The 13,184-nt window shown below is 63.5% G+C and carries 11 protein-coding genes; 9 read left to right on the forward strand and 2 right to left on the reverse strand.

Annotated features, from left to right (window positions below):
* Positions 1-41 precede the first annotated feature (41 nt).
* Positions 42-1,322 (forward strand): ATP-binding protein, encoded by a 1,281-nt coding sequence (locus D3227_RS06150; protein ID WP_120013227.1) that lies wholly within the window; start codon positions 42-44, stop codon positions 1,320-1,322.
* Positions 1,312-1,845: a response regulator transcription factor gene (locus D3227_RS06155; RefSeq protein ID WP_120013228.1), complete on the forward strand. Its 534-nt coding sequence runs from the start codon at positions 1,312-1,314 to the stop codon at positions 1,843-1,845. The genes D3227_RS06150 and D3227_RS06155 overlap by 11 nt, the downstream gene beginning before the upstream one ends.
* A 473-nt stretch (positions 1,846-2,318) precedes the next feature.
* Here the strand turns inward: D3227_RS06155 and D3227_RS06160 are convergent, their stop codons facing one another.
* Positions 2,319-4,400, reverse strand: coding sequence for an oxidoreductase (locus D3227_RS06160; RefSeq protein ID WP_120013229.1), 2,082 nt, complete (start codon positions 4,398-4,400; stop codon positions 2,319-2,321).
* A 72-nt stretch (positions 4,401-4,472) separates the two neighbouring features.
* Between D3227_RS06160 and D3227_RS06165 the strand changes: the two genes are divergently transcribed.
* Complete coding sequence (locus tag D3227_RS06165; RefSeq protein WP_120013230.1) at positions 4,473-5,423, forward strand: LysR substrate-binding domain-containing protein; 951 nt, start codon at positions 4,473-4,475, stop codon at positions 5,421-5,423.
* 37 nt (positions 5,424-5,460) lie between these two features.
* Here the strand turns inward: D3227_RS06165 and D3227_RS06170 are convergent, their stop codons facing one another.
* Positions 5,461-6,363 (reverse strand): GNAT family N-acetyltransferase, encoded by a 903-nt coding sequence (locus tag D3227_RS06170; protein ID WP_120013231.1) that lies wholly within the window; start codon positions 6,361-6,363, stop codon positions 5,461-5,463.
* A gap of 236 nt (positions 6,364-6,599) precedes the next feature.
* Between D3227_RS06170 and argE the strand changes: the two genes are divergently transcribed.
* From argE to D3227_RS06200, 6 genes are all read left to right on the forward strand, one after another.
* Positions 6,600-7,724 (forward strand): acetylornithine deacetylase, encoded by a 1,125-nt coding sequence (argE, locus tag D3227_RS06175; RefSeq protein ID WP_120013232.1) that lies wholly within the window; start codon positions 6,600-6,602, stop codon positions 7,722-7,724.
* A gap of 13 nt (positions 7,725-7,737) precedes the next feature.
* Positions 7,738-8,661, forward strand: a complete 924-nt coding sequence (locus D3227_RS06180) for a 2-hydroxyacid dehydrogenase (protein ID WP_120013233.1) — start codon at positions 7,738-7,740, stop codon at positions 8,659-8,661.
* 23 nt (positions 8,662-8,684) lie between these two features.
* Entirely contained in the window at positions 8,685-9,038 is a 354-nt protein-coding gene (locus D3227_RS06185) for a cupin domain-containing protein (protein ID WP_120013358.1), read from the forward strand.
* 150 nt (positions 9,039-9,188) lie between these two features.
* Positions 9,189-10,652, forward strand: coding sequence for an aldehyde dehydrogenase family protein (locus tag D3227_RS06190; protein WP_120013234.1), 1,464 nt, complete (start codon positions 9,189-9,191; stop codon positions 10,650-10,652).
* Between the two features lie 10 nt (positions 10,653-10,662).
* The gene (locus tag D3227_RS06195; RefSeq protein ID WP_120013235.1) at positions 10,663-11,706 is read left to right on the forward strand and encodes a tartrate dehydrogenase; all 1,044 of its coding nucleotides are present in this window, start codon (positions 10,663-10,665) and stop codon (positions 11,704-11,706) included.
* 17 nt (positions 11,707-11,723) lie between these two features.
* Positions 11,724-13,181: an NAD-dependent succinate-semialdehyde dehydrogenase gene (locus tag D3227_RS06200; RefSeq protein ID WP_120013236.1), complete on the forward strand. Its 1,458-nt coding sequence runs from the start codon at positions 11,724-11,726 to the stop codon at positions 13,179-13,181.
* The last annotated feature ends 3 nt before the right edge of the window (positions 13,182-13,184 follow it).

A 13,184-nucleotide genomic window follows, 5' to 3' on the forward strand; every position in this document is an offset into this window, starting at 1 on the left:
ATTGGCCAGTAGATTGAAGCCGGGTACCGGAACCGACCTGAATGACCCTGCACGATAAAACCAACAAGCAGAATTTCCTGCTTCTGATTCAATTGCGCTGGATTGCGGTCGGCGGTCAGATCGTGACGATTCTCTTCGTCCGCTACGGGCTCGGCATTGGCCTGCCGCTCATCCCTATGGCGGTGGTGATCTTGCTATTGACCGCGCTCAACATCGCCAGCCTGCTTCGGCACAGCAGCCGGGACGCCATCACCAACACGGAGCTCTTTCTCGAACTCCTGCTCGATGTCGCAGCATTGACTGTTCAGCTGTATTTGAGCGGCGGCGCGTCCAACCCCTTCATTTCCCTCTATTTGCTCCAGGTCATTCTGGGCGCTGTGCTGCTCGAGACCTGGTCGGTATGGGCGCTGGTTCTCATCACCAGCGCGTGCTTCGTCGCGCTGACCAGCTTCTACCGGGAGATCAGCCTGCCGCATGCGCACGGTACCGGGCTGTTCAGCCTGCACATCCAGGGCATGTTCATCTGCTTCGTCCTGGCGGCCACGCTTCTGGTGCTCTTCATCACTAGGGTCCAGCACAACCTTCGCACCCGCGACGCGCATCTGGCCGATCTGCGCCAGCAATCTGCGGAGGAGGATCATATCGTCAGGATGGGCCTTCTCGCCTCGGGCGCCGCGCATGAACTCGGCACGCCACTCGCCACGCTTTCCGTCATCCTCAACGATTGGCGGCGCATGCCGACCCTCAAGGCCGATCCGGAGTTGACGCAGGAAATCCGTGAGATGCAGGGCCAGCTGGATCGCTGCAAGAAGATCGTTTCGGGTATCCTGATGTCGTCGGGTGAACTGCGTGGCGAAGGAACCGTTCGCACCTCCGTAGATGCCTTCCTGGCAGAACTGGTGGCCGAGTGGAAATCCACACGGCTGCCTCACGTTTTTGAATATAGCAACGGTTACGGAACCAACCAGGAAATCGTTTCCGACCCCGCGCTCAAGCAGGTGATGTTCAATGTGCTGGACAATGCACTCGAAGCGTCGCCTCATTGGGTCGGGCTGGTCATCAGCCGTCAGGTGGACAGTCTCGTTGTCGAAGTGGCCGATGCGGGGCCGGGATTTGAAAAAGCCATGCTTGCGGAATTCGGCAAGCCCTACAGTTCGACGAAGAACCGGCCCGGCAGTGGGCTTGGCCTGTTTCTCGTCGTCAACGTCATCCGCAAGCTGGGGGGTACCGTCGCCGTAAGGAACAGATCCGAGGGGGGAGCTTCGGTCACGTTGCAGCTACCGCTGGCTGCTCTGTCCCCAGAAGGCCACCATGCCGACTAAACGCGCGCTGTTGATCGTCGAGGACGACACCGCCTTTGCAAACGCGCTGCGCCGGTCCTTCGAACGACGCGACTACGATACGCATATCTGCCAGAGCGTCGATGGCGTGCTGGCGCTCGTCGGCAGGGTTGCGTTTCGATATGCCGTCGTGGATCTCAAGCTTGCCGGCGGTTCTGGCCTCGAATGCGTCAAGGCACTGCACGAACACGACCCGGAGATGAGGATCGTTGTCCTGACGGGTTTCGCCAGCATCGCCACGGCTGTCGAGGCGATAAAGCTCGGCGCCTGCCAGTATCTCGCGAAGCCCGCCAATACGGACGACATCGAGGCTGCTTTCGGCAAGGTCGACGGGGACGCGTCAGTCCCGCTCACCGAACGGCACACCTCGATAAAGAACCTCGAATGGGAGCGCATTCACGAGACCCTTGTCGACACCGACTTCAACATTTCGGAGACGGCGCGGCGCCTCGGCATGCATCGGCGAACGCTAGCGCGGAAGCTCGAAAAGAGACGCGTGACGTGAAGGACCGAAATTAGGAAACACCAACGGCCGCCGGTCTGTATCCAAGCGTCTTGATGACCACCTCGGCAACCAGTGCAGCACGGTGCCAATCAGGGCGCCGAGAATGACTTCGCATCCACGATAGACCCCGACCATGGCCGTAGAAACGGAAGGCTCGGGCCGGACGTCCATCGATCTGAAACGGAGGACCATCGCGTCGGCACGGGCGCGATGGCCCACTCATCGCGTCGTCAGCGCCTTCGTGAACTCCGCGAGCTTCCGATCGGTGCGACATGAGAATCATCCTGTTAGGGTTGGTACCGACGACAAGCCACCTAGCTCCGAGCAACGTCGTGACGACGCCCACAATCCAATTTGAACGCAACCTGGATCATCCACGGCTTTGGGACGTTAGGTATGCGGTCCAATGTCACCCACGATCGAGGGAAGGTCGCGGCCACCGCCCCCTTCGCGGCTGTCGGGCTTCCGCCCGTCTACAGTTGCGAACAGAGACGGTAGGCCTCATAGATCGACGAGTAGATATCCCGGCTGGCAACCGCGTCCCCAATGCGGTGTAACTCGAACGATCCCACGATTGGGGAGGGGGTGTCCCCCTTCGCCCTCACTCCCGTCATCAACGCAATGTCGGTGACGCCGTCGTTGGAAGAGCGGGCACGCAATTCCTGATAGACGTCCTCCATGGGGACCGTGCCACGCTCGATGATGAGTTGGGCAGCACTCAATTCAGTTTCTGCACCTGTGAGCTCATGCCGGAACCTGGCGATGATCCCGTTGTCTTGGCGCGCTGCCTTGGCCAACCGGACATCACTGACGACCCGGATGCCGAGTTCTGACACGCGCTTGCGGAAACTTACCCTATCCGGGTAGGGGGTCTCGATCGCCAGCGTGTCGTCCGCGATGGCGAGTGTAACCGTGCGCCCCAAACGGGCGAGATGGAGGGCGCAGGAGACAGCGGCCTGGCGACCGGTCTCGTCGTAGATGAGCAGATCGTCCTTCGCCGGCACGACCCCGCTCAGCACGTCCCAGACGCTGTCGCAGTGTTCAGCGCCTTCAAGCCATTCCATGTCCGGAATGCCGCCTGTGGCGACAATCACCGCGTCGGGATTGTCGGCAAGGACGATCTCCGCAACCGCATATGTGTTGAGGCGGACATCCACGCCAAGGCGGGCGAGTTCGTCGCCACGCCAGTCGACGATGCCGATGAGATCCCTGCGATCGGAGGCGGAGGCGGCGATCAGCAACTGGCCACCAAGCCGCGCCCCGGCTTCGAGCAGGATCACGCCGTGCCCGCGCTCGGCGGCGACCCGTGCCGCTTCCATCCCGCCCGGGCCCCCGCCGACCACGACCACCCGTCTCGGTGTTTCGGCCCGGTCGATGATGTGGCTGACGATCGTTTCGTGGCCGCTGGCCGGGTTGTGGATACACTGGACCTTCTTGTAGAGGCAGTAGGATGCGCCGACGCATGGGCGGATGCGTTCTTCTTCCCCGCGCATTACCTTGTTGACGATATGCGGGTCGGCGATATGCGCCCGCGTCATACCGACCAGGTCGACGAGGTTCTCGCGGATCGCATGCCGCGCCGTGGCTACGTCGCGAATGCCTGCGGCGTGGATGACGGGGAGCCTTGTTTCGCGCTTGAACTGTCCAACCAGCGGCAAGAACGGCGCGCTCTGGCTGAACATGCCGGGCATATTCTGTTCGGCCAGGGACAGGTCGGTGTCCATGCGGCCGAAGATGCAGTTGAAGAAATCGATATGGCCTTCCCGTTCGAACAGACTGGCGAAGGCAAGGCATTCCTCGAAATCCGAGCCATCCTCGACCGCCTCGTCGATCACGAACCTAATCCCGACAGCAAAGTCATCGCCAACCGCTCGACGGATCGCCTCGTGCACCATCAGCCCGAAGCGCACGCGATTTTCGAGCGAACCGCCGAAGGCGTCCGTACGTCTGTTGGTCCTGCGAGAAAGGAATTGGCCGATCAGATGTCCGCCGGTAACAGTCTCGACGCCGTCGAGATCGCCATCGCGGCAGCGCCTGGCGGCACTTGCGTAATCCTTGACGATCCTGCTGATGTCCGCAGCATCCATCTCCTTCGGGAAATTCCGGTTTCGCGTCTCGCGAACGCGCGACGGCGCCACCGGCGGGAGCCAGTTGCCAGAATAGGCGGTGGCGCGCCGGCCAAGGTGCGACACCTGGCACATGACGGCGGCACCATGGCGATGGATTCGCTGCGACAGCGACTGGAGATGCGGGACGATGCGATCGCTCGAAAGGTCCAGCTGACCGCCACCCCAACTGGAATCCGGCGACGTCATCGCCGAGCCGCCTGCCATTGTCATGGCGAGGCCGCCGCGTGCCTTTTCCTCATGATAGCGCTGGTAACGCTCAAGCGGCAGGCCGCCGTCGTCCAGCATCGAAGCGTGACTGGTGCTTATGACGCGGTTGCGTAACACCAGTCCCTTGAGCCGAAACGGCTCAAGCAGAGGATCCCTCGATGCCGCCGGTGTTTTTGACTGGGGCGCCGTTATGATCACGTTCTGCTCCGAACCATTCATGAAAGTTATAGTCTGCTATTTGCGGTGCCGCAGAAAGCTTGAAAATTCTTGGGGTAGCTATACGCTTGGCGTATGGCTGGCTTCGCAAAACTCGTTTCTTCCGCACGCGGACTTCTGGTCTTCGAGTCGGCTGTCCGGCTGGCAAGTTTCACGGCCGCCGCCCGGGAATTCAACGTCACGCAACCGTCCATCAGCCGCAGCATCGCCCAGTTGGAGGCCGATCTTGGCGTCGCGCTTTTCACCCGGGGCACGACGGGTTTGACCCCGACCGCGGGTGGCCGGGCGCTCTATGCGGCGGTGCGCGAAGGATTTGACGGAATCGAGGAGGTCATCCACGGGATCAAGGAGAAGAATGCTGCAAAGCCGGTCGTGACGCTCTCCCTTTCGAGTTCGCTGGTGACGCATTGGTTCGTTCCGAGGCTGAGCGCCTTCAACACAAGATTTCCAGATGTGGACCTGAGATTCGAATTGATCGCGGGCGTTCTGCGCGGGCCGGCCGAAAACGTCGACCTTGCCACGAGAATCCTGGCCGATGACGACACGAGCTATCATCGTTGGGCGTTCTCGCCGGAAATCATCGTTCCGGTATGCAGTCCGTCCTACCTGTCGGCTCGTGGCCCGTTGAAGCACGACGCGGACGGTGGGGGTCATGTCCTGCTCCATCTCACCGATCCCAAATTGCAGTGGCTGGACGCTTGGGGCCACGTCGCCGACCGCAAGGCCAGCAGGGCAAAGTGGCTCGAATTTTCGGACTACGCGGTTGTGCTTCAGGCCGCGATGAACGGGGAAGGTGTCGCGCTCGGCTGGCTCAGCAATGTTTCGAGGGCTTTGCTTCAGGGAGCACTTGTTCCGGCTTCGGACCGACAGATCAACACCGGCCGGACTCATCACCTGATTGCGCCGCGCTCAAGGCTGCTGCGGCCTGTCGTCTCCGAGATCTGCGCTTGGATGATTGCCGAGATGCAAGCGGAGTTGAAGGCTTTGCACGCAACATTGCCGCCGGACGTCTGGCAATCGGGCTGAACGTCGGACTGGCTCTCGGAGCGCGTTCTGGGCTGAACTACCCGAGAGTTTGACTGGCAAGGGCATAGGCCCTCGGTGTAGCCGCGCCGCCGACGGAAAAATCAGCGAGGCGTTTGCCCAGCGACATGGTCAGCACCGTGTCAAAGACCGGCATTCCGCTGTGCGGCAGAAATGCGGCGAACTCGCCGCTTTCCATATGAGTATCCACCCGCAGGAAGCTGCCCGAATGGTCGGCCACGTGCGGCCGGACCACCGCGATAGCATCGGTATCTCCTTCTGCCATGACTGGGCCGATGACGTGGCCACGGCCGAAGGGCCGGCAGAGGGCAAAAGCCTTGAGCGCGCCCTCGTCGAAGAGCCCGTAGCCAACGGACTGGTCGAACAGTTTTTCGACAAGTGCTGATCTATGCACCCCGAAACCAGCCGCATCGAGTGCGATGATCGCCGGCAAGTGCTCGGCCCACAGCCGACGGACCTCGCCACGCGGCTTGTCTATTTTAGCCGCCCAGGTAGCGCGGGCGATCCCCTGGCACTGATAGACAGTCTTCTCCGGCTTGAAGTCGAGCGAAAGATAGAGCCGCTTTGCCGCCCGGGTCGCATTGAGGCGCAAGTCGCGCCCGACCACATTGTCGAAGACCCGCTTCATCAGCCACTGACCGGCTCCCAGCGTCTGCAGTCGCGGCGAGGTGATGACCATCCCGACGGTCGCGAAACCGGCGCCATGCGCGAACCACATGGCTGAACCGAGGACCCGGCCGATGTCATCGAGCGCCACGAGCCCCTGTCCCGATTCGCGCAGGATTTGCCAGTCCTCGGCCCGATGCGGCCATCCTACGGACAAAGATAGCGCGTGCAACCGATCCAGTTCGACGCCTTCGATGGCGCCAATGCGCATCGAGAAGGCATCGATTTTCAAGCTTCCGGACGGCTTCAATTTCATGCCTCTGAAAGATCGCGTAAAGGGTGCCACACAATAGCCGCCCTTGCCCCTGCCAACGCTAGACGACCAAGACCGATACGATTTGGCTGAAAGCCACGCGCCAACGCAAGATTCGACTGAAACATTTCCGCTTTCGGCACGCAATCGCGAAGGAAGGCGCACATCCTCACCCGAATTGTTGCAGCACACGGTCGACGGCACCAATCCCGGCGCACCCGAATGCTTTGAGGGCTGGAATGGACGTCTTCGACATCCTCGACCGTCTCGTCGCCTTTCCATCGGTCGCCGGCAAACCGAACGGCGACATCGCTGGGTGGATCGAGGCCTACCTCTCAGGATACGGAATACAGATCGCCCTCCTTCCAGGACCGGAAGGCGACCGTTCCAATCTTTTCGCGACGATCGGCCCCGCCGGTGTCCCGGGCTACATCCTGTCCGGCCACATGGACGTCGTGCCCGCCAACGAGCCGCAATGGAGTTCAGCCCCTTTTACACTGCGCCGGGAGGGCGAGCGGCTCTATGGGCGCGGCAGCACAGACATGAAAGGGTTTCTTGCCGCGGTGCTCGCGGTCGTGCCTGCGCTGGCGAAACTGCGCCTCGCCACACCGATCCACCTCGCCTTCTCCTACGACGAGGAGGTGGGATGCCGCGGCGTGCCGCATCTGATTGCCCGCCTCCCCGAACTCTGCGCGAAGCCGCTCGGCGTCATCGTCGGTGAGCCGAGCGGCATGCGCGCCGTGCGCGGCCACAAGGGCAAGGCGGCCGCCCGCGTAATCGTCAAAGGGCGCTCCGGCCACTCCTCGCGGCCCGATCTCGGGCTCAACGCCGTCCACGCCATGGCCGGGGCGCTGAGCGCGGCCGTAAGCGAAGCCGAGCGGCTGACGCGCGGGCCGCTCGACACGGCCTTCGAGCCACCCTACTCCTCGCTGCAGGCTGGCGTGGTCGCGGGCGGACAGTCGGTCAACATCATCCCCGACACGTGCACGCTGGACCTGGAGGCCCGCGCCATACCCGGCGTCGACCCGGCCAGCCTACTCGCGCCCGTCAGGGCGAAGGCCGAAGCCTATGCAACTGAGGGCTTTCAGGTCGAGTGGACGCCGATCAGCGCCTATCCGGCGCTGTCGCTGCCGCAAGACGCGGCACTGGCGGGACTGCTGCGCGATCTGACCGGCGAAGCGCCGCTCGCCGCCGTCAGCTACGGCACGGAGGCCGGGCTCTACCAGGCCGCCGGGTTCGACGCGATCATCTGCGGCCCCAGTGACATCGACCGCGCTCACAAGCCGGACGAATACATCCTCGCCAGCGAACTCGCCGCCTGCCAGCGAATGATCGAGGCGCTCGGCGCCCGCTGCACGATTTAAAGGAGCAGCGGCGATGACATTCCTGTTCAATTCCGACGCGCGCCGCGGAGCGATCTTCGCCGAAGCGTTCGCCAAAGAACTTCCGGACGTCCACTTCACGATGGATGCCGCGACGGTCGATCCCGACGCCGTACACTATCTGATCAGCTGGACCGTGCCGGACAACCTCACCCGCTACAGGAACCTGGAAATCCTGTTTTCCATCGGCGCTGGCGTCGACCAGCTTCGCCTCGATGCGGTGCCTCCAAACGTGACGATCGTGCGCATGATCGAGGAAGGCATCGTGCGCATGATGCAGGAATATGTGACGCTGGCCGTGCTCGCGCTCCACCGCAATCTGCCGGCCTATCTGGCCCAGCAGCGCGCCGGCGAATGGAGCGATATCACGCAACTTCAGGCCGGGTCGCGCCGGCTCGGCGTGCTCGGCCTCGGGCAGCTCGGCCAAGCCGTCCTCGACCAGTTGAAGTCCTTCGGCTTTCCGCTCGCCGGCTGGAGCCGCTCGCCGCGGCGGATCGAGGGCGTGACCTGTCATCATGGCGAGCTTGGGCTGGCGGAGATGCTCGCGGCCAGCGACATACTGGTCTGCCTGCTGCCACTGACCGAAGACACGCGCGGCTTCCTCGATGCCGACCTGTTTGCGAAACTGCCCAAGGGCGCGGCGCTTGTCCACACGGGCCGAGGGCCGCAGCTCGATCATGAAGCGCTTGTCGCCGCGCTCGACCGCGGCCAACTTTCGGCGGCGATGATCGACGTCACCGATCCCGAACCGCTGCCGGCCGGCCATCCTTTCTGGTCGCATCCGAAGATCATCCTGACCCCGCATGTTGCCAGCGTCACCCAGCCCGCGAGCGCCGCGCAGGCCGTTATCGAAAACATCCGACGCCACCGCGCCGGGCTCGACCCCATCGGGGTCGTCGACCGGTCGCGCGGCTATTGAACTCCAACCTGAAAGGCCATCCCTTGTCCCTGCTCAAAACCGTCGACACCAGCCCAGCCTTCCCGCCGCGCGAATCCAGGGCGCTGCCCGAACGGCTGATTGCCGGCAACCCTGCATTCAAGACCTGGGCGCAGGATATCGCCAAGGGCGACCTCGTCCACACCGGCGTCTGGGAGGCGACGCCGGGCGAGACGCGCTCGATCAAGGGTGACACGTTCGAGTTCTGCCACATCCTCTCCGGCGTGATCGAAATCACGCCCGACACCGGCGAGAAGGTGACCTACCGCGCCGGCGACAGCTTCGTGATGAAGCCTGGCTTCACCGGTGTTTGGAAGACCATCGAAACGGTGCGCAAGATCTACGTGACGGTGGGATAACCGTATCCGCGTGAGGTGCTGGCCCCCGCCGAAGATTTTGCCGTCCTCCAGGTCTGGCACGCAACATTCGTCGGCGGCGGATCACCGAACGGTGCATGCTGCGTGCCAGCACGCGCTAGGCTCGGGTCGATGCTGCCAGAGTGATTGCCGATGAGCCTGAGCTTCGATCCCGATACGATCCCCCTTCCCGTCGGCCACTTCATCGGCGGGAAACTGATTTCGGCTGAGGGCGGGATCGAGATGCGCCGCCCTTCGGACGGTAAGGCATACACCGCCTGCCCCGTGGCTGGCCTCGGCATGGTCGACCGGGCGGTGGAAAGCGCCAAGGCGGCGCTGAAGGCCAGCAACTGGGGCGGCGTTCGGCCGCGCGAGCGCACCAGGGCGCTTCACGCCTGGGCCGACCTGATCGAGGCGGAAGCCGAAACGCTCGCCAGGATCGAGGCGTTGTGCTCGACCCGTCCTGTCGGCCAGGTCATCGCCGGCGACATTGCCGTAACCGCAGAGCAGATTCGTTTCTTCGCCGAATTCGCCGACAAGGAAGGAAGCGAGCTCGTGCCGACTGACGACGCGAGTCTCGGCATGATCATCAGCGAGCCCTACGGCGTCGTCGGCGCGATCACGCCCTGGAATTTTCCCATCTCGATGGCCGGCTGGAAGCTCGGCCCTGCACTGGCCGCAGGCAACGCCATCGTCCTGAAACCCTCAGAAATGACGCCCTTCTCGAGCGTCTATATGGCGCAGCTTGCCGTCAGAGCGGGTTTGCCGGCAGGGCTTATCAACGTGGTGCTCGGCGATGGGCCAACCACCGGCACGGCACTGACCGGCCATCCGGAGATTGCCAAGGTGAGCTTCACCGGTTCGACCCGCGCCGGATCGGCCATCATGGAGAACGTTGCCCGCACTGGCGTCAAGCCGATGACGCTGGAACTCGGGGGTAAGAGCCCGCAGATCGTCTTTGCCGACGCCGATCTCGACAAGGCGGCGACGGCGATCGCCGGCAGCGTCACCTTCAATGCCGGCCAGGCCTGCGTGGCTGGCACGCGCCTGATCGCCGAGAAGGGCGTGGCCGAAAGACTGACGACGGCCATCATCACGCAGATGAAGGCCGTGCGTTGCGGTCCGACCTGGGACGAGGCCACCCACTATTCGCCGATCATTTCGGACCTGCAGCGGACACGTGTCGATGGCATCGTGCGGGCCGCGGTCGAGGGCGGCGGCGAATGCCTGACCGGCGGTGACGCCATGGATGCTCCCGGCTATTTCTACGAGCCGACGCTGATCACCAATGTCGACCAGGCCAATCCGGCGATCGTCGAGGAGATCTTCGGCCCGGTCCTGACCGTCCAGACCTTCGAGACCGAGGAGGAGGCGCTGGCGCTGTCCACCCATCCGACCTACGGACTGGCCTCCGGCCTGTTCACCTCCGACCTCTCTCGCACCATTCGTCTCGCGCGCAAGCTCGAAGCGGGTACCGTCTGGGTGAACCGCTACAGTCGCTCGCGCGACCACATCCTGCCGACCGGCGGCTACAAGCGCTCCGGCATCGGAAAGGATCTCGGCCGCGAGGCTTATCTTGCCAACCGCAGGACCAAGAGCGTCCTGATCAGCCTGTAAAGAGATACCGATGAAGTCCTACTCGATCGCCCTGATCCCCGGTGACGGCATCGGCCGCGATGTGACCGCCGCCGCTTGGACGGTGCTGGAAACAGTGGCCAAGCACTGCGGCTTTGTCCTGACGGGAACCGAATTGCCCTGGTCTTGTCGCTTCTTCAAGGAGACCGGTCGCATGATGCCGGAGCACGGCATCGACACCTTGCGCGGCTTCGACGCCATCCTTCTCGGCGCCGTCGGCTGGCCGGCGGAGGTGCCGGATTCGGTCTCGCTCCACGGCCTGCTGCTGCCGATCCGCAAGGCGTTCGTGCAATATGCCAACATCCGGCCGCACCGTCTGCTGCCGGGCGTAAAGGGCCCGCTGCGGGCAGAGAGCTTCGACATCCTGTGCATCCGCGAGAACACCGAAGGCGAATATTCGGGCGCCGGCGGGCGCGTGCATCAAGGCACTCTGAACGAGGTCGCGGTGGAGACCTCGATCTTCACCCGTGCCGGCGTCGAGCGCATCCTGCGCTTCGGCTTCGAGCAGGCGCGGTCGCGGCGGCGCAAACTGGCCTCCGTCACCAAGTCCAACGCGCAGAAATATTCGATGGTGTTCTGGGACGAGATCACGCGAAAGCTGGCTGCGGATTATCCGGACGTCGATGTAACCAGCTATCATGTCGACGCGCTCGCCGCGCGCATGATCATGGCGCCGGAGAGCCTTGACGTGGTCGTTGCCTCCAACCTCTTCGGCGACATCCTGACCGATATCGGCGCGGCGATCCAGGGCGGGCTCGGCTACGCCGCCTCCGCCAACATCAATCCCGACCGCTCGGCGCCTTCCATGTTCGAGCCGGTGCACGGCTCCGCGCCCGACATCGCCCATCTCGGCATCGCCAATCCGATCGCCACCATCTGGTCCGGCGCGATGATGCTCGATCATCTCGGCGAAAAGGCTGCGGCCGGACGCGTCATGAAGGCGGTAGAAGCGACGACCGCGCGAGGCATTGGAACAACTCCCGGCAAGGACAACACGGAAGCCATTACGGCCGCCATCGTTGCGGCACTCACCTGATTGCAAGGTCGTTTTCGATGAAAAACCTGAAAGACAAAAGTCTCTTCCGCGAAGCCGGCCTGGTCGGCGGTAAATGGGTCGCTTCCGGTTCCGGCAAGACGGTCGATGTCGTCGATCCGGCGACCCAGGCAGCAATCGGCACGGTGCCCGACATGGCCGGTCCGGAGACCCGCGCGGCTATAGAGGCCGCGGCTTCCGCCTATGGTGACTGGAAGAAGAAGACCAACGCCGAGCGCGCTGGCCTCCTGGAGGCCTGGCATGGCCTGATGCTTGCGCATCTGGACGATCTGGCGCTGATCCTGACGACGGAACAGGGCAAGCCGCTGGACGAGGCCAGGGGCGAGATCCGTTACGGCGCTTCCTTCGTCAAATGGTTCGCGGAGGAGGCACGCCGCATCAACGGCCATACCATCCCCTCGCCGACGTCGGACCGACGCATCATCGTGCTGAAGGAGCCGGTCGGGGTGTGCGGCATCATCACGCCGTGGAATTTCCCCAACGCGATGATCACCCGCAAGGTCGCGCCGGCGCTGGCGGCCGGCTGTACTGTGGTCATCAAGCCGTCCGAGTTCACGCCCTACTCGGCGCTGGCGCTCGGCGTGCTTGCCGAACGGGCGGGCATCCCCGCCGGCGTCATCAACATCGTCACCGGCATGCCGGCCGAAATCGGCAACGAGATCATGGCGAACGAGACCGTTCGCAAGATCTCCTTCACCGGCTCGACGCGGGTCGGTTCGCTGCTGATGCGCGGCGCGGCCGATACCGTGAAACGGCTCAGCCTCGAACTCGGCGGCAACGCGCCCCTCATTGTCTTCGACGACGCCGATCTGGATCTCGCCGTCGAGGGCGCGCTTGTCTCGAAATTCCGCAATGGCGGCCAGACCTGCGTCTGCGCCAACCGTATCCTTGTCCAGACCTCTGTCTACGAAACCTTCGCCGCGAAGCTTTGCGCCCGCGTCAACGCCATGACGGTGGGACCCGGCACGCAGCCCGGCGTCACCATCGGGCCGATGATCAACATGGCGGCAGTCGAGAAGATCAACCGCCATGTCGAGGACGCGCTCGCCAAAGGCGCGGCGATCATCACCGAGAAGACGGCGCTGCCGGAGGGTCCTCAGTATGTCGCGCCGCTAGTGCTGACCGGCGCCACAAAGGACATGCAGCTCGCCGGCGAGGAAACGTTCGGCCCGGTCGCACCGCTTTTCCGGTTCGAGACGGAAGGGGAGGCGATCGCGCTGGCCAATGGCACACCCTACGGGCTTGCGTCCTACTTTTACACCGAAAACCTTAAACGCGCTTGGCGCGTCGGCGAGGCGCTGGAGTTCGGCATGGTGGGGCTCAACACCGGCTCGGTCTCCATGGAAGTGGCCCCCTTCGGCGGTGTCAAGCAGTCCGGCCTCGGCCGCGAGGGAGCGCAGGCCGGCATCGAGGAATATCTCGAGATGAAAAGCTTCCACATGGGTGGGCTGGGCTAAAGA

Source organism: Mesorhizobium waimense (genome assembly GCF_003601975.1).
GTDB classification, from domain to species: Bacteria; Pseudomonadota; Alphaproteobacteria; order Rhizobiales; family Rhizobiaceae; genus Mesorhizobium; species Mesorhizobium waimense.